Annotated in this window: 15 protein-coding genes and 1 tRNA gene; 5 read left to right on the top strand and 11 right to left on the bottom strand. The window is 62.4% G+C overall.

Features of this window, described 5'->3' with window-relative positions:
* Positions 1-336: 336 nt before the first annotated feature.
* A complete protein-coding gene (locus YUO_RS0127705) occupies positions 337-1257 on the bottom strand; it encodes a LysR family transcriptional regulator (protein ID WP_028350191.1) in 921 nt (306 codons plus the stop codon).
* Between the two features lie 2 nt (positions 1258-1259).
* Complete coding sequence (gene trxB / locus YUO_RS0127710; protein ID WP_028350192.1) at positions 1260-2225, bottom strand: thioredoxin-disulfide reductase; 966 nt, start codon at positions 2223-2225, stop codon at positions 1260-1262.
* Positions 2226-2505: 280 nt separating this feature from the next.
* Here trxB and YUO_RS0127715 point away from each other — a divergent pair, with 280 nt between their 5' ends.
* The gene (locus YUO_RS0127715; protein ID WP_028350193.1) at positions 2506-2985 is read left to right on the top strand and encodes an Lrp/AsnC family transcriptional regulator; all 480 of its coding nucleotides are present in this window, start codon (positions 2506-2508) and stop codon (positions 2983-2985) included.
* Positions 2986-3087: 102 nt separating this feature from the next.
* On the opposite strand, the gene YUO_RS0127720 is transcribed toward YUO_RS0127715, so the two are convergent.
* The 5 genes from YUO_RS0127720 to YUO_RS0127740 form a co-directional block, all read right to left on the bottom strand.
* Complete coding sequence (locus tag YUO_RS0127720) at positions 3088-3498, bottom strand: DoxX family protein (protein ID WP_028350194.1); 411 nt, start codon at positions 3496-3498, stop codon at positions 3088-3090.
* Positions 3499-4012: 514 nt separating this feature from the next.
* Positions 4013-4486 carry a transcription elongation factor GreA gene (greA, locus tag YUO_RS0127725; protein ID WP_156908795.1) on the bottom strand — a complete coding sequence of 158 codons (474 nt, stop codon included), beginning with the start codon at positions 4484-4486 and terminating at the stop codon, positions 4013-4015.
* Positions 4487-4699: 213 nt separating this feature from the next.
* Complete coding sequence (carB, locus tag YUO_RS0127730; protein ID WP_028350196.1) at positions 4700-8164, bottom strand: carbamoyl-phosphate synthase large subunit; 3465 nt, start codon at positions 8162-8164, stop codon at positions 4700-4702.
* Positions 8165-8451: 287 nt separating this feature from the next.
* Positions 8452-8527, bottom strand: a tRNA-OTHER gene (locus tag YUO_RS0127735).
* A gap of 79 nt (positions 8528-8606) precedes the next feature.
* Complete coding sequence (locus YUO_RS0127740) at positions 8607-9311, bottom strand: class I SAM-dependent methyltransferase (RefSeq protein ID WP_028350197.1); 705 nt, start codon at positions 9309-9311, stop codon at positions 8607-8609.
* 122 nt (positions 9312-9433) lie between these two features.
* Here YUO_RS0127740 and YUO_RS0127745 point away from each other — a divergent pair, with 122 nt between their 5' ends.
* On the top strand, positions 9434-9967 hold the full coding sequence (locus tag YUO_RS0127745) for a Dps family protein (protein ID WP_028350198.1): 534 nt from the start codon (positions 9434-9436) through the stop codon (positions 9965-9967).
* 396 nt (positions 9968-10363) lie between these two features.
* Here YUO_RS0127745 and YUO_RS0127750 read toward each other — a convergent pair whose 3' ends face one another.
* The 4 genes from YUO_RS0127750 to YUO_RS0127765 form a co-directional block, all read right to left on the bottom strand.
* Positions 10364-10897, bottom strand: coding sequence for a cupin domain-containing protein (locus tag YUO_RS0127750; RefSeq protein WP_028350199.1), 534 nt, complete (start codon positions 10895-10897; stop codon positions 10364-10366).
* Positions 10898-11074: 177 nt separating this feature from the next.
* Positions 11075-11575 (bottom strand): PaaI family thioesterase, encoded by a 501-nt coding sequence (locus YUO_RS0127755; protein ID WP_028350200.1) that lies wholly within the window; start codon positions 11573-11575, stop codon positions 11075-11077.
* A gap of 241 nt (positions 11576-11816) precedes the next feature.
* Complete coding sequence (gene carA, locus YUO_RS0127760) at positions 11817-13007, bottom strand: glutamine-hydrolyzing carbamoyl-phosphate synthase small subunit (RefSeq protein ID WP_028350201.1); 1191 nt, start codon at positions 13005-13007, stop codon at positions 11817-11819.
* Positions 13008-13190: 183 nt separating this feature from the next.
* The gene (locus YUO_RS0127765) at positions 13191-13568 is read right to left on the bottom strand and encodes a hypothetical protein (RefSeq protein ID WP_028350202.1); all 378 of its coding nucleotides are present in this window, start codon (positions 13566-13568) and stop codon (positions 13191-13193) included.
* An 81-nt stretch (positions 13569-13649) separates the two neighbouring features.
* On the opposite strand from YUO_RS0127765, the gene YUO_RS0127770 reads away from it, so the two are divergent.
* From YUO_RS0127770 to YUO_RS0127785, 3 genes are all read left to right on the top strand, one after another.
* Positions 13650-14105: a GatB/YqeY domain-containing protein gene (locus YUO_RS0127770; protein ID WP_028350203.1), complete on the top strand. Its 456-nt coding sequence runs from the start codon at positions 13650-13652 to the stop codon at positions 14103-14105.
* Positions 14106-14196: 91 nt separating this feature from the next.
* Positions 14197-15723, top strand: a complete 1527-nt coding sequence (locus tag YUO_RS0127775) for an FAD-dependent oxidoreductase (RefSeq protein WP_028350204.1) — start codon at positions 14197-14199, stop codon at positions 15721-15723.
* A gap of 289 nt (positions 15724-16012) precedes the next feature.
* The gene (locus YUO_RS0127785; RefSeq protein ID WP_028350206.1) at positions 16013-17623 is read left to right on the top strand and encodes an acyl-CoA synthetase; all 1611 of its coding nucleotides are present in this window, start codon (positions 16013-16015) and stop codon (positions 17621-17623) included.
* Positions 17624-17635: the final 12 nt, after the last annotated feature.

Here is a 17635-nt window from a genome sequence, read left to right on the forward strand (position 1 = left end):
AACTCGTGATCATGTGCGGATGATGGAGGCCGAGAACCTCAATGTCAATCTGTGCGGGAACATGACACTGACGCAAAAAAAAGCCGGGCCCGAAAGAGCCCGGCTTGAGGTATTGGCCACGTGAGGCCGACACAATCACCTTCCAAGAGGGATTACTGAACCGCCGCGTCACTGGAGGAGGGGGACATATGCGCGACGCGACCGCTCAGCATTTGAGCACTATGATCCTCATCAGTGCCTTGCAGCAACCGTCCGAGCCGCATGTCAGTCATGCGAAGAGCGGGGCCTCTATAAAATAGGCTAATCCGGAAAGCGGAATGACGAAACGTCGTCCGCTTAGGAGGGCCAGCGCTGTGCCTTGCTCACCACGAAGTCGCGGAATACCTGCACGCGTGCGACCGTCTTCAGTTCCTCGGGATAGACGAAATACGTATCCACTGCGATCGAATCGGTTTCGCCGAACAACTGCACCAGGCGGTTGTTCTCCTCGACCAGATAGTCGGGCAGGGCGGCGATGCCGAGCCCCTGCTGGCAGGCGCGAACGAGCCCTAAGATATTATTCACCTTGAAGTAGGCTTCGCGCGGGCCCGAGCCGTTGCGGCCGGCATCGATCAGCCAGCTCCGGTTCTGCAGATGCGGCGGCACCTGCGCATCGCCGAGCATGATGATGCGGTGCGAGTCGAGGTCGTCCAGCGTCCGCGGCGTGCCGAAGCGCTTGATATATTCCGGCGAGCAATAGGCATGGAAGCCGATCGAGAACAGCTTGCGCTGGATCAGGTCGGGCTGGGTCGGCTTGCGGGTCCGGATCGCGACGTCGGCCTCGCGCATCGACAAGTCGAGATCCTCGTCGGTGACGATCAGCGAGATGCGGATATCAGGATAAAGCGCGGTGAACTCGTCGAGCCGCGGGATCAGCCAGTTGATGCCGAGCGCGGGCGGCGTCGTGATCTTGAGGTCGCCGCTCGGCCGCTCGCGGCTGTCGGTGAGTTTTGCGCGCGCCGCCTGCAACTGCATGAAGACGTCATGCGCCGTGCGGAACAAAAGATCGCCCTGCTCGGTGAGGATGAGCCCGCGCGCATGGCGGTGGAACAGCGAAACCGCAAGCTCCTGCTCCAGTGCGCTGACCTGCCGCGACACCGCGGATTGCGAGAGCCCCAATTGCTCGCCGGCATGGGTAAAGCTTCCCGCTTCCGCCGCCGCGTGAAAGACCTTCAGCTTGTCCCAGTCCATGTCAAATCCGTCTCGTGTTCTAGGCATGACTATTCAGCCGCTGCGCGATCGCTCGCGCGCAAAGCCAGGAAGCGTTCGGCCTCGAGGGCTGCCATGCAGCCGAGGCCGGCAGCCGTGACCGCCTGGCGGTAGGTTTCGTCCGCCACGTCACCGGCGGCGAACAGGCCGGGTATCGAGGTTGCGGTCGAGTTCGGCGCCACCTCGACATAGCCTGATGGCTTCAGCTTGATCTGGCCTTTGACAAGCTCGGTTGCCGGCGCGTGGCCAATGGCGATGAAGACGCCGTCGGCCGCAACCTTCGTGAGTGCGCCGGTCTTGACGTTCTTCAGGCGCACATGGGTGACCTTGGTCGGGTTCTCGGCGCCGCAGATCTCGTGGATCGCCGAGTCCCATACCACCTTGATCTTCGGATTCTTAAACAGGCGATCCTGCAGGATGCGCTCGGCGCGGAAATGATCACGGCGATGCACGATGGTGACCTGCGAGGCGAAGTTGGTCAGGAACATCGCTTCCTCGACCGCGGTATTGCCGCCGCCGACCACGATCACTTCCTTGCCGCGGTAGAAGAAGCCGTCGCAGGTCGCGCAGGCCGAGACGCCAAAACCCTTGAACTTTTCTTCCGAGGGAATGCCGAGCCAGCGCGCCTGCGCGCCGGTGGCGAGGACCACGGTTTCCGCCAGATAGACGTCGCCGCTATCGCAGGTCAGTCGGAACGGCCGCTGCGCCAGTTCAAGTTTGTTGACGAGATCGGTGACGATCTTGGTGCCGACATGGGCCGCCTGCTTCTCCATCTGCTCCATCAGCCAGGGGCCCTGGATGACGTCGGCAAAGCCCGGATAGTTTTCCACGTCGGTGGTGATGGTGAGTTGTCCGCCGGGCTGGATGCCCTGGATCAGCACCGGCTCCAGCATCGCGCGCGCCGCGTAGATCGCCGCGGTGTAGCCGGCGGGGCCGGAACCGATAATGACGACCTTGGCATGGATAGGCGCAGGCATCGGCGGATCCCTCTCTTATTCGGGCTTTGTTTATGACTTGAGCAGGAAGCGCCTAGAAGGAGGTCGCGGCGGCGCTGAAAGTGTCAAATCCAAGTCTAAGATATCTGGGTAGCTATGCAAGATTTGCAATTCATCCCAGCGAATTTTCCCCGGAACTGAAGTAACAATCGCGAAATATGGCGTCATGCGCGCAATAAAATTGCGCAAGCCGCACGGCGTGCGCTAAGAGAGTTGCCAGTAAGGCCAGCCCACGCGGCCAGAATTAGGGAACCCGACGCGCGTGTCGAAGAATCTTGACGAAATCGACCTTCGAATTCTTGCCGAAATCCAGGCCGACGGCCGAATCACCAACGTGGAACTGGCAAAGCGCGTCGGTATCTCGCCGCCGCCCTGCCTGCGCCGGGTCCGCACGCTGGAGGAAGAAGGCTACATCCAGGGCTATCGGGGCCTGTTGGATCCACGTCGGCTAGGCTTCGATGTCACCGTGTTTGCTTCCGTCCATTTGTCCAGCCAGGCGGATGCGGATTTGCGCGCGTTCGAGGATTTCGTCCGCGCCGAGCCCCTGGTGCGGGAATGCTGGATGCTGTCGGGCGAGGTCGACTTCATCCTCAAATGCGTCGCGCCGGATATGGCGACGTTTCAGGATTTCGTCACGCATCTGACGGCCGCGCCGCATGTGCGCAACGTCAGGACGTCACTGGTGCTGCACAATTCGAAATATGAAGCGGCGGTGCCGCTCGATGTGAAGGTCGCGGGGTGAGGTTGAGAGTCATTCCGGGGCGCGCACAGCGCGTACCCGGAATCTCGAGATTCCGGGTCTGGTGCTTACGCACCATCCCGGAATGACTGAGCTGACGCTCAGTCACTTCTTCCGCATCGCGTCGACGCTGTACGGGCCGCCGCCTGCAGTCGAAAGATAAAGGCAGGCGAAGCAGAACAGGATCGCAAGCGTGCCGGCGTTGATGAGCGGAAAGAAGCCCCTCGGCGCATGACCGATGAAATAGGCAAAGGCCATCTCGCCGGCAAGGATGAAGGCGACGGGCTGCGTGAACAGTCCGATCAGCAAGAGCCCGCCTAGAATCAACTCGATCATACCGGCGGCTCCCGATAGCGACATCAACTGCACCTTGTTGAGGAACGCGGCAGCGTTACCCTCCGGAATTGTCGGAAACTTCAGAATCTTCGCGACACCGTACTGAAACAGCAATAGCCCGGTGATGAAGCGAAACAGGCTCAGCGCCGGCGGTTGCCATTTCGCGAGCATCTTGTCGATTTGTTCCATGTTCTAGTCCCCCTTTGTTTGACGCGCTAAAAGCTTAGCGCCACGAGATTACACGGTCTTGTCGGATCGCGTGTGATGCCGACACAACACCCCTGAGATTGAATCATTCCCCTTCACCGCGCCGCTTCGCGACATTGTTGCGATTGCAGCGCAGCACGATGCCGCCTCGGCAGCAGCCTGCAGCTCATCGCCGCAGAATGCCGATGCTTCGCAACGCCGGCACGCCCCCGCTCCAGTTAGTTATAGTCTATAAACATCGTCCGGGATTCGGATATTCTGAAATCCGCCGCACCACTACTCACATTCCCGTCAGGAAGGCGGCAACAAAAAAGCCGCGTGGGAAACGCGGCTTTGTCGCAACAGTAACTTGCAGGTGACTACAGCATGATCCGGAAAAGTGGATACCGGTTTTCCCTCGCGACAAACGCCGAACGCGTTTGCGCGGAGGTCATGCTCGAACAAATGAGATAGGGCGGGATGACGATTCGAAGAACGTCATCGCGCTCTATCGCCACTCGACCTTGGTGATCTCGTAGGCCTTGGCGCCGCCGGGAGCCACGACCTCCACGGTCGAGCCCTTCTTCTTGCCGATCAGGGCGCGAGCCAGCGGCGAGGTGATCGAGATGCGGCCCTTCTTGGCGTCGGCTTCCGGCTCGCCGACGATCTGCCACACTGCCTTCTTTTCGGTGTCCTCATCGACCAGCGTGACGGTCGCGCCGAACTTGACGGTGTCGCCGGACAGCTTCGAGATGTCGATGATGTCGGCGCGCGCGAGCTTGTCCTCGAGCTCGGCGATGCGGCCTTCGTTGTGCGACTGCTCCTCCTTGGCCGCGTGATATTCCGCGTTCTCGGAGAGATCGCCATGCGAGCGCGCCTCGGCGATATGCTCGATGATGCGCGGACGCTCCACCGACTGGCGCTGCTTCAATTCGATCTCCAGGGCGGCATATCCGCTAGCAGTCATCGGAACCTTGTCCATCATCTCTTTCCGTCCTTCCCTCGTGCGAGCCGCCAAAAGTTGCGCGCACAAGCCACGCTTTCGATTTCGATCAGGCCCTTGAACTCGACACACGAACCCGCCAGCCCGTTGATTTAGGCCCCGTTAGGGGCCTTACAATGCAAACGGGCGGTGGGTTCCAGCCATGCCGGCTTATTGCCGATCGTTTCGCGGGCATTTTCGCCCGCCGAACGATCAGTTTTCGGAAAAATAGCTCTGTAGCGTGCGGACCTCAAGGTCCCCGCCCAGATAGGCGCGAATGCCCTGGGCGGCCGCCACAGCACCCGAAAGAGTGGTGTAATACGGCACTTTATGCAAGAGGGCAGCCCGCCGAAGCGAACGGCTGTCGGCCAGCGCCTGCGGCCCTTCGGTGGTGTTGAAAACGAGCTGAATGTCGCCATTGGTGATGGCATCGACGATGTGCGGCCGCCCTTCCAGCACCTTGTTAACCTTCTCGGTCGGAATGCCCTTGTCGGTGAGGAAGCGCTGGGTGCCCGAGGTGCCCATCACCTTGAAGCCGAGCGAGTGCAAGAGCCGGACCGCCTCAGCGATACGGGTCTTGTCGATCTCGCGCACCGAGACGAAGACGGTGCCCTTGCGCGGCACGCGGGTGCCGCCGCCGAGTTGGCTTTTTGCGAACGCCACCTCGAACGAGCGGTCGATACCCATCACCTCGCCGGTCGAGCGCATCTCCGGACCGAGCACGGTATCGACGCCGGGGAAGCGCGCGAAGGGGAAGACCGACTCTTTGACGCCGACATGGCCTAGCTGTTTCTTCTTCAGCTTGAAATCGGCGAGCTTCTCGCCGGCCATGATCCGTGCCGCGATCTTCGCCACCGGCGTGCCGACGACCTTGGCGACGAACGGAACGGTACGCGACGCCCGCGGATTGACTTCGAGCACGTAGATCTCGCCGTCCTTGATCGCATATTGCACGTTCATCAGCCCGACCACGTCGAGGCCGAGTGCGAGCTCGCGGGTTTGCCGCTCGAGCTCCTCGATCATCTTCGCATCCAGCGAATGCGGCGGCAGCGAACAGGCGGAATCGCCGGAGTGAATGCCGGCTTCCTCGATATGCTCCATGATGCCGACGATGAAGGTGTCCTTGCCGTCGCAGAGGCAGTCAACGTCGATCTCGGTGGCATCGGACAGATAGCGGTCGAACAGCAGCGGGTTCTTGCCGAGCACGGTATTGATCTGCCCGGTCTTGTCGTTGGGGTAGCGCGCCTTGACGTCGGCCGGCACCAGCTCGGGTAGCGTCCCGAGCAGGTAATCGTCGAGCTGGGTTTCCTCGCGGATGATCTGCATCGCGCGGCCGCCCAGCACGTAGGACGGACGCACCACCAGCGGCAGGCCGAGATCGGCCGAGACCAGCCGCGCCTGCTCGACTGAATAGGCGATGCCGTTCTTCGGCTGCTTTAACTTCAGTTTGTCGAGAACGCGTTTGAAACGGTCGCGGTCCTCGGCGAGGTCGATGGCGTCGGGCGAGGTGCCGAGGATCGGCACGTCGGCGGCTTCCAGCGCGCGCGCCAACTTCAGTGGGGTCTGGCCGCCGAACTGCACGATCACGCCGTGCAGCGTGCCGTTCTGCCGCTCGGTGGCGACGATTTCCAGCACGTCCTCGGCCGTGAGCGGCTCGAAATACAGCCGGTCGGCGGTGTCGTAGTCGGTCGACACCGTCTCCGGATTGCAGTTGATCATGATGGTTTCATACCCGGCATCGTCGAGCGCGAAGCAGGCGTGGCAGCAGCAATAGTCGAATTCGATGCCCTGGCCGATCCGGTTCGGGCCGCCGCCGAGAATGATGACCTTCTTGCGGTCGGAGGGCGCGCTCTCGTCGGCCAGCGCGCCCGCAAACGGCGCTTCATAGCTCGAATACATGTAGGCGGTGGGGGAGGCGAATTCGGCGGCGCAGGTGTCGATGCGCTTGAAAGCGGGGCGTACGCCGAGCGCGTGACGCTTCGCGGTGATCTCGGCTTCGGTGGATTCAGACAGCACGGCAAGCCGTGCGTCGGAAAAGCCCATCGCCTTCAGCATGCGCATGCCATAGCCGTTCGGCGGCAGGCCGTGCGTCCTGATCTTCGCTTCCATGTCGATGATGCCGCGCATCTCGGCGAGGAACCACGGATCGATCTTGCAGGAATTGAAGATGTCTTCGTTCGACCAGCCGAGTCGCATCGCCTGCGCCACCTGCAGGATGCGGTTCGGCGTCGGCGTGCCCAACGCGGCGCGGATCGCGTTCTTGTCGTCGCCGCGCCCGAGCCCCTCGATCTCGATCTCGTCGAGCCCGGTCAGTCCGGTCTCGAGCCCGCGCAACGCCTTCTGCAGGCTCTCCTGGAACGTGCGGCCGATCGCCATGACTTCACCGACCGACTTCATCGAGGTCGTCAGCGTGGCGGAGGCGCCGGGAAACTTTTCGAACGCAAAGCGGGGGACCTTGGTCACGACATAGTCGATGGTCGGCTCGAACGAGGCGGGCGTGGCGCCGCCGGTGATGTCGTTGGCGATTTCATCGAGCGTGTAGCCGACCGCGAGCTTGGCGGCGACTTTTGCGATCGGAAAGCCGGTGGCTTTTGATGCGAGCGCCGAGGAGCGCGACACGCGCGGGTTCATCTCGATCACCACCATGCGGCCGTCGTCGGGGTTGACGCCGAACTGCACGTTGGATCCGCCGGTCTCCACGCCGATTTCGCGCAGCACCGCGATCGAGGCATCGCGCATGATCTGGTATTCTTTGTCGGTCAGCGTCAGCGCCGGCGCCACGGTGATGGAATCGCCGGTGTGCACGCCCATCGGATCGAGGTTCTCGATCGAGCAGACGATGATGCAATTGTCCTTCTTGTCGCGCACCACCTCCATCTCGAACTCTTTCCAGCCGAGCACGGATTCCTCGATCAGCACTTCGTTGGTCGGGGAAGCGTCGAGCCCGCGTTCGATGATGTCGAGGAATTCTTCCTTGTTGTAGGCGATGCCGCCGCCGGTGCCGCCCATGGTGAAGGAGGGGCGGATGATCGCGGGCAGTCCGATTTCGGACAACGCCATCATCGCCTCGCCCAGCGCATGCTCTTGATAGCGCTTGCGGCGCTCGTTTTCGCCGATCGTCCATTGCCGTTCGAGCTCATCCAGCGCGTCGCCGGATAGCTTCTCGCGTTCGGCGAGGTATTTGTCGCGATAGGACTTCTTCAGCGCCGAGGCATTGGCGAGCCGTGATTTCGGCGTCTGAAGGCCGATCTTCTCCATCGCGTTGCGGAAGAGCTGGCGGTCTTCGGCCTTGTCGATCGCGTCAGCGGTGGCGCCGATCATCTCGACGTCGAATTTGTCGAGCGTGCCCTGACGGCGCAGCGACAGCGCACAGTTCAGCGCGGTCTGGCCGCCCATGGTCGGCAACAGCGCAAAGCCGCCAGGGATGACGTAGCGCTCCTTCTCGATGATCTTGGCGACGATTTCGGGCGTGATCGGCTCGATATAGGTCGCATCAGCCAATTCCGGATCGGTCATGATCGTGGCCGGATTGGAATTGACGAGGACGATACGGTAGCCCTCTTCTTTCAGCGTCTTCACCGCCTGGGTGCCGGAATAATCGAATTCGCAGGCCTGGCCGATCACGATGGGACCGGCGCCGATGATCAGGATGGTGGAGATATCAGTTCTTTTGGGCATCAGCTCTCAGACTGGATTTTGGGCACAAAAAAAGGGCGCGCAGCCGCGCGTCCCCTAAGCCAAGAGCGCGGGTCACCCTCGCGCGCGGGTGGTCTTTAGACCAGATTCCGCACCCGCGAAACCCCCAAAAACGGGCCATCAACGGGGAATTCAGGGATTTGGCGCTCGGTCCGAAGCGAGGAGGCCAGTCCGTCTACGCTTTCGCTTTGCTCAAGCTACGCCGGACACGCTTTGCCCCGCCGGTCTCCGGCGTGGCTGCGCCACGCGTAGCCCGTCAGGGCGAAGCGTGGAGGCCCGGCCTGGATTTGAACCAGGATAAAGAGCATTGCACTGCTCCCGCGTCGACGCTTCCGCCACCGGGCCGTAGCAATCATTGCCCATCACGGCGCGGTGAACCATCCTTACCGTGCTTTAGGGTTAACAACCCTAGCGCGCGTCGTGCTCAATGGCGTTGGAATGCGTGCCGCGCGACGAACGTCATCCGCCACGGGTTGTGGCCGATATTCTGATGCGCGCGGGAGGCGGTGAAGCCTGAGGTGGCGAGCTTCTCGATCATCTCGTCTTCGCTGTAGCGCTGCAGCCCGACGCGCGTGCGCAGTTGGCGGTAGTCCGACAGCGCCGTGCTGGCGAGTCCGTACAGGGCGTCTTTGAGGAAACCGTGAGAGCGTGCGAATTTCAAGAGCGCCAGCACATCTCTGAACATGCCGACGTCGGGGCGCAGGACATCACCCACTACCAGCCGTCCGTTGGGCTTCAACAACCGGCGAATGACGGCAAGCGCCGAATCCAGCTCCCCTGGCGTCATGTATTGCGCGACCGAATTCATGACGACGAGATCGACCGAGCTTTCCGCCATTCGCGTGAGATCCTCGAGCGAACGGACGCGGATCTTGGTGTTCGGCGCAAACCGCGCGATCAGCCGGCCGCGGACGCCGGGCGCCGGTTCGGCCAGATAGAGTTTTGCGCAGGCGTCCGCCACCTTGGCAGCCGACAGCGCTTCGCCGCAGGCATAGTCCAGCACGACCGAGTCGGGCGAAGCGATATAGCCGATGATATCGCGTGCGATGATCTGGAAATGCAGGTCGCGATGCAGCCTGCTCACATAAATCGTATGCGTGGAGTCGTAGTAGTCGATCCATTCGTCCATCGCAGTCGGGTCCGGCAAAACTGGGGGTTCCGGCAACGGAACCGGTACCTAGGTGGGGCGTTAGACGGTCCGGCGCTCGCTGCCAATGCCGTCGTGCCCAATTCCTAACAGGAAGGTTCAACGTGAGCAAAACCAGCAATAAATCCGACAAGGTATCCGCCGACCTCGATACGCCGACCGACCTGCCGCCGGCCGCCGTGGACAAGATCTCCGCCTCACTCAATACGCTGCTGGCGGACGCGTTTGCACTCTATCTGAAGACCAAGAATTTCCACTGGCACGTCAGCGGCCGTCATTTCCGCGACTATCACCTTCTGCTGGACGAGCAGTCGGAAGCGATCTTTGCCACCACCGACCAACTCGCTGAACGGGTCCGCAAACTTGGCGGCACCACGCTGCGCTCGATCGGGCAGGTCGCCAAGCTGCAGACCATCAAGGACAATAACGAGGACTACGTGCCGCCGCGCGAAATGCTGCGCGAACTGATGGAAGACAACAAGCATGTGGCGGCGGCGATGCGCAAGGCGCACAAGCTTGCCGACGAGCATGAGGATTCCGGCACTGCGGGCCTGCTCGAGACTTTCATCGACGAGACCGAGCGCCGCACCTGGTTCCTGTTCGAGGCCAGCCGCCAGGAAGGCGCCAACGTGGCGTGAGTGGCCGGAGTGGGGCGGGTTAGCCCTACTGCGTCATAAACCCTCATGGTGAGGAGCGCGAAGCGCGTCTCGAACCATGAGGCCCCGTCTGTGGCCTACATCCTTCGAGACGCCCGCTTCTCGCGGGCTCCTCAGGATGAGGGGCTGAGAAGTTATGACGCAGTAGAATTAGCCGAAGCGTAACCCGCCATGTTCCCTACACAGGGCGGTGGATTACGCCGCGCTAATCGACGCGCGCAAAGAACGCGCTGCTGCGCGATTCCGATAATCAATTTAAGCGGGCCTGCGCGACAGTGCCTTTATGCTGCATGGCGGCCAGCATCGAGCGAGCCGATGCCGGAGGCTTTGTCCGAACCTAATGTCCCGATTGCCAGGCGCGGATGACGGCGCCCCGCCTCATCGCGTGCCGCGCTTCCATAGCCGCACCAGCGGCCCGTCTTCGCCCAGCACCGGATCGGTCTTCGGCAGCTTCACTTCTGGGATCGTCTTCAGCGCCTTGGCGTGGTTCTCCGGCGTCGGGCGCGTGATCTGCATCGGCGGTCCCGGCGGATAGGCGCCGACCACGCAGAAATCAGGGCTGGCGAACACGCATTGATGCCCGGTGCCGGCGGGAAGGATCGCGACATCGCCCGGCGTGATTTCGAGCTCCTTGCCGTTGCTGCCGCCGAAGCGGACGCGGGCCCGGCCGCGGGCGACGCCGAGCGCCTCATGCACCGTGGCGTGGTAGTGTGCGTAGTCATAAACGCCGTTGCGCCACATCGCACCCCAGCCATTGCCGCCGAACAGCGCCTCGATGGTCCTTTCCGGGTGATCGTTGGCGACATAGACCGCGCCCTTGTAAACCAGCAACGGCAGGGGATTATTGGGCACGAGGCCATCATCCTCGAACACGAAGGTGAGCGGCTCGACATCGGCGCTGACGATGGACATGGGTGTTCTCCACAAGGCGGATTTGTAGGGTGGGCAAAGGAGCGCTAGCGACGTGCCCACCGAGTCTTACCGCGTGCAAGATGGTGGGCACGCTCCCGCCTTCGCTCGTTGAGCTACGGCGGACAAGTCGCTTTGCCCACCCTACAATTCTACACCTTCAAAACCGCCCTCCGCGCTTCACGTTCCCTTCGGAATCTCGAAAACCAGACACGTCGTCGTCGCATGCGCGAGCAGGCGGCCGTTGGCGTCGGCAATCCGCGCCTCGGCGGTGGCGGCGCGGCGGCCGACATTGAGCGTCTTGCCCTCGGTGCGCACAGGGCCGGTGTCCTTTGTCATGCCCCTGATGAAAGAGATCTTGAATTCCAGCGTGGTGTAGCCGCTGCCGGCGGGAAGGGCGGAATGCACGGCAAGGCCCATCGCGGAATCCAAGAGGATCGCGGCATAGCCGCCATGCACCGAGCCGATCGGATTGTAATGCCGGAAGCCGGGCACGCTGTAGAACACCACATGTCCCTTCTCGGCGGTGGAATCGAACGGCTCGACATTCTGCCTGATCGGCGGCGCCGGCAACTTGCCTTCAAAGATGGCGCGCACGAAGTCGAGGCCGGACATCGAGGCCATGACGTCGGTCGGTGCCACGCCGTATTCGACATTGGTGGCGGCGGGTTCATCGTGCATCCAATTGTGCCTGCAGGTTTGAGTACAATGATGGTCATCATAAAAAATCGGATTGATGCAGGCAACTCACGTGTCCCGGACGCAGCGCAGCGTGCTCCCGGCGATGCGAAGCATCGTCCGGTACGCTGCGCTGCAGAGCCGGGACCCATTTTGGGGATGGATGGAAGGTAGGGCCCCGGATCAGCAGCGCTTCACGCCGCAAGAGCGGCGCGCTGCGCAGCATCCGGGGCACGAGAGCGGCTTACGCCCGCTTCTTCTCTCGCATCAGATCCGCAAACCGCTTGAACAGGTAATGCGAGTCGCGTGGCCCCGGCGAGGCTTCCGGGTGATACTGCACGGAGAATACCGGCTTGCCCTTGAGCTCGATGCCGCAATTGGAGCCGTCGAACAGCGAGATGTGGGTCTGCATCGCGCCCTCGGGCAGGGTCGCCTGGTCGACGGCAAAACCGTGGTTCATCGAGGTAATCTCCACCTTGCCGGTGGTTTCGTCCTTGACCGGATGATTGGCGCCGTGATGGCCCTGATGCATCTTTTTGGTCTTGGCGCCGACGGCCAGGCCCAGCATCTGATGACCCAAGCAAATACCGAACGTCGGCGTGCCGGACTGGATCACCTGCTGAATCACCGGCACCGCATATTTGCCGGTCGCGGCCGGGTCACCCGGGCCGTTGGAAAGAAACACGCCGTCCGGCTTCATCGCCAGAATGTCTTCGGCCGAGGTCGTCGCCGGCACCACCGTGACCTTGCAGCCTTCACCGGCCAGCAGCCGCAAAATGTTGCGCTTGATGCCGTAGTCGATCGCGACCACGTTGAACTCAGGTTCGCTCTGCCGGCCAAAGCCGTTCTGCCAGGCCCACGGCGTCTCGTCCCAGGTAAAGCGCTGGCCCGACGTCACCATCGGCACCAGATCCATGCCTTCCAGGCCGGGCCATTCGCGCGCCTCTTCCTTCAGGCCGTGCAGGTCGAACACGCCGTTCTTGGCATGCGCGATCACCGCGTTCGGCATGCCCTTGGAGCGGATCAGCGCCGTCAGCGCCCGGGTATCGATGCCCGACAGCCCGATGATGCCGCGGGCGCGCAGCCATTGATCGAGGTGCCGCGTGGCGCGGTAGTTCGAGGGATCGGTGATGGCCGTGCGCAGGATAACGCCGCGCGCGCCCGGCGTCGCCGCCATGTTCACCGTCTCGATATCCTCGTCGTTGGTGCCGACATTGCCGATATGCGGGAAGGTGAAGGTGATGAGCTGCCCGGCATAGGAGGGATCGGTGAGGATCTCCTCGTAACCGGTCATCGCGGTGTTGAAGCAGACTTCGCCGACGGCGTGGCCTTCCGCGCCGAGGCCAAATCCCTCCAGCACGGTACCATCGGCAAGCACGAGGAGCGCGGTCGGTTTATGGTCCGGCCAGGCTGAAGCATTTTCAGATGTTGTCATGAGCGCACTTCATAGTCGCAAGCACCCCCGCGCGTCAAAGCCGGAAGGCCAAGAAAAGCGCGGGATTCACATGCGTTTACGGCATGTTTGACCGCTAGTTCCGCCGGCCCCAGCCGATTTGGGCCAAATCGGCCTGAAACGTACGATCTGGCTTGACCAATTCGAGCTGGTCCCGCGCGTTCCCTAGCCGCAGTAGGCGACCTTCGTCCACAAAGGCAGCAGGAAGAAGATCACGGTAGCAAGATCAAGCGGGTAGAGCAGGAGCAATTTGGTCTTCAGGGATATAGGCCGCGCGTTCGGCGCAGGAGGGTCGCCCGGATAGATCTTGAGATGATCGAAGCCTGCCTCCCAACCCAGCCGGCATGTCAGGAAAGAAACCGCGTCGTGCGCGAGCGGATACATACAAACGGTCAGGAGTACGCCCACAGCGGCGATCGCCAGCCACGACGGTGCTTCAACGCGATGATCGCCAAGAGCTTCGCACGAAAGGGGGGCAAAACGGCTTGCCCAAAGCACCACAAGACACAATACCAGCGCAGCAAACTGCTTTTCGACCTTCATGCCAGTCCTTATATAGGCCGGGAGGATTAACCGAGCGTCTCTGTGCGAGACCTAATTCTCTGCATTCTCAGCGAGGAAATCATGCTGCGCGACGACATCAACAATGCGGTCAAGGACGCCATGAGGGCAAAGGACGAGCGCAAGCTCTCCACGCTGCGCATGGTCAATTCGACCATCAAGAACGCCGATATCGACGCGCGTGGGCAGGGCAAGCCGCCGCTGTCGGACGCCGACGTGCTCGGCTTGCTGCAGAAGATGATCAAGCAGCGCCAGGAATCGGTCGAGCTCTACGACAAAGGCGGCCGCGCCGAGCTTGCCGCGCAGGAGCGCGAGGAGATCGCGGTGATATCAGCCTATCTGCCGAAGCAGATGTCGGACGACGAGGTGAAGGCCGCGATCTCGGCCGCCATTGCCGAGACCGGCGCCGCCGGCATGAAGGACATGGGCAAGGTGATCGGCGTGCTGCGTGCGAAATTCGCCGGCCAGATGGATTTCGGCAAGGCCAGCGGCCTCGTGAAGGCGGCGCTATCAGGATAAATTTTTTACGCTCGGGAACCTTCGCGCTGATGAAACATCGTTTGAGTCAAACTCGGAGCGATGACGTAGCGCAACGCGAGTGGAGGAAGGCATGGCTGACCAGCAAGCTCTGCCCGCCGGTCCCGATCTGTCAAAGGGCATAGCCCCGTCCGAATTCGCGGGCCAGATGTTGCTCGGCCATGTCGGCGACGATGAAGTGCTGCTGGTGCGTTCGGGACCGGAAATTTTCGCGATCGGCGCCCATTGCACCCATTATCACGGTCCGCTCGCCGAAGGCCTCGTGACTGGCCAGGGAATCCGCTGCCCCTGGCACCACGCCTGTTTCGACTTGCGCACGGGCGAGGCGATCCGGGCGCCGGCGCTCAGTCCGGTCGCGGTCTGGAAGGTCGAGCAGCAAGACGGTCGCATCTTCGTTCGGGAGAAGCGGGAGCAGCCCAAGCCGCAGGTGAAGGGCGCCGTCGATGCGCCCGGCAAAATCGTGATCGTCGGCGGTGGCGCGGCAGGCTTTGCCGCAGTCGAAATGCTGCGGCGGCAGGATTATCGCGGCAGCATCGTGATGCTGAGCAATGACGCAGCGGCACCGGTAGACCGGCCGAACCTGTCAAAAGACTATCTCGCCGGCAGCGCGCCGGAGGACTGGGTGCCGTTGCGGCCGGATGATTTCTACGCCGAGGCGAAGATCGACCTGCGGCTCAACACCGAGGTCACGTCAATTGATCCCAACGCGCGCCATGTCGTCACATCAGGCGGCGAGACCATCCCCTATGACCGCTTGCTGCTGGCGACCGGCGCGGAGCCGGTGCGCCTGCCGATACCGGGCGCAGATCAGCCACACGTCCACGTGCTGCGCTCGCTGGCCGATTCCCGCGCCATCATCGCATCGGCCGGCGGCGCGCGACGCGCCGTCGTGATCGGCGCCAGCTTTATCGGGCTCGAGGTTGCGGCGTCGCTGCGCGCCAGAAATATCGAGGTTCATGTCGTAGGCCTCGAGCAGCGGCCGATGGAGCGTGTGCTGGGGCCAGAGCTGGGCGACTTCGTTCGTGCCCTGCATGAAGAGCACGGCGTCATCTTCCATCTCGGCGACACCGTAACCGGGATCGACGGCAAACGCGCGACGCTGAAAAGCGGCGGCGCGATCGACGCCGATATCGTGATCGTCGGCGTCGGCGTGCGTCCGCGCCTTGAATTGGCCGAGCAGGCGGGGCTGGCGATCGATCGCGGCGTCACGGTCAATGCCTATCTGGAAACCAGCATCCCCGGGATCTATGCCGCGGGCGATATTGCGCGCTGGCCCGATCCGCATTCCCTTGAGACCATTCGTGTCGAACATTGGGTGGTGGCCGAGCGTCAGGGCCAGACCGCGGCGCGCAACATGCTCGGGCAGCGCGAGCCGTTCCATGCGGTGCCGTTTTTCTGGAGCCAGCACTACGATGTGCCGATCAATTATGTCGGTTACGCCGAGAAGTGGGACGAAATCACCGTCGACGGCGACATCCCCGGCAAGGATTGCCTGCTGCAGTATAAGCGCAACGGCCGCGTGCTCGCCGTCGCCTCGATCTATCGGGACCTCGCAAGCCTCGAGGCAGAGCTCGCGATGGAGAAGGCGCGGGCACCTTAGCCTTGCTTCATGAGTTCCTCATGGTGAGGAGCGCGAAGCGCGTCTCGAACCATGAGGCCCCATCTGCGGCCTGCATCCTTCGAGACGCCCGCTTCTCGCGGGCTCCTCAGGATGAGGGTTTGAACAGCTATGATGCGGTAGAATTAAGTCAGGGCTGCAAAACGTCTCTCCGCGTCATGCCCGGGCTTGTCCCGGGCATCAACGTCTTTAAACTCGCGGTAAGCAACAAGAACGTTGATGGCAGGCAACAAGCCGGGCCATGACGGACGTTAGGGATGGGTCGCCCAACATGCTCACCGAAGCCTCAACCTACGACGAGCTCTACCGCAACTTCCGCTGGGACATCCCCGCTCGCTTCAACATGGCGACCGCATGCTGTGACCGCCATGCCGATGGCTCAGGCCGGCTGGCGCTGATCTATCTCGACGAGGGCGGCGCCACGACGCGCACATCCTTCGACGACGTCGCGGAGCAGTCGCGCCGTTTTGCCAACGTGCTGAAAGCCGACGGCCTGTCGCGCGGCGACCGCGTCGCAGTGTTCCTGTCGCAATCTCTTGAACTGCCGATCGCGCATTTCGCCGCGTTTCGTTCCGGCATGATCTCGATCCCGCTGTTCGCGCTGTTCGGCGAGGACGCGCTGGAGTTCCGCCTGTCGAACTCCGAGGCGAAGGCTGTCGTTACCGACGAGAGCGGCTGGGAGAAATTAGCGAAAATACGCGATCGTCTTCCTGAACTAAAGAACGTCTACGTCATTGGCGACCGCGCGCCTGCCGGAACAAAGCCGTTCTGGTCGTCGCTGAAGGCCGCGTCGCCGGAGTTTGCCACCGTCGACACCGCAGCCGACGATCCCGCCCTGATCATCTACACCTCCGGCACCACAGGCAATCCGAAGGGCGCGCTGCACGCGCATCGCGTGGTGCTCGGCCATCTGCCGAATGTCGAGATGTGCCACAACTTCTTGCCGCGGCCCGGCGACCTGATGTGGACACCGGCCGACTGGGCCTGGATCGGCGGGCTGATCAACGGCCTGCTGGCGTTCTGGTATCACGGCATTCCCCTGGTCGGCCATCGCGCGCGCAAATTCGAGCCGCAGGCGGCGATGGCGATGATGGCGGACTTAAGCATCCGCAACACGTTCCTGCCGCCGACCGCGCTGAAACTGATGCGGCAGGCCGGCGTGAAAAATTCCGGCGTAAAGCTGCGCAGCATTTTTACCGGCGGTGAATCGCTCGGCGGCGAATTGCTCGGCTGGGTGCGCGAAACCTTCGGCATCAACGCGCATGAGGTGTTCGGCCAGACCGAATGCAACCTCGTGATCGGCAGCAATTCGAACCTGTTTCCGATCCGCCCCGGCTCGATGGGCAAGGCGACACCCGGCTTCGACGTCCGCATCGTCAATGATCACGGCGAGGAATTGCCGAGGGGTGAGCGCGGCATCATCGGCGTGCGCCAGCCCTGCCCATGCACGATGATCGAGTACTGGAAGAATCCGGAAGCAACCGCGAAGAAATATGCCGGGGAATTCTTGCTGACCGGCGATCTCGGCGTGCAGGATGAGGACGGCTATTTCTGGTACGTCAGCCGCGAGGACGACGTGATTACCACGGCCGGCTATCGCGTCGGCCCGTCGGAAATCGAGCACACGCTGATGAAGCACCCGGCGGTGGCGATGTCGGCGGTGGTCGGCATTCCCGATCCGATCCGCACCGAATCCATCAAGGCCTGGATCGTGCTGCGCCCGGGCTTTGCCGCGAGCGATGCGCTGGCGCGCGAAATCCAGGAGTTCGTGAAAGTGCAGCTTGCCGCCCACGAATACCCGCGCTTCGTGCAGTTCGCCGACACGCTGCCGATGACCGCGACAGGCAAGGTGCTGCGGCGCGAGTTGCGGGCGCTGGGGTAGATCCTTTTTCTG

The sequence above is a fragment of the Bradyrhizobium murdochi genome (genome assembly GCF_000472965.1).
GTDB lineage: Bacteria > Pseudomonadota > Alphaproteobacteria > Rhizobiales > Xanthobacteraceae > Bradyrhizobium > Bradyrhizobium murdochi.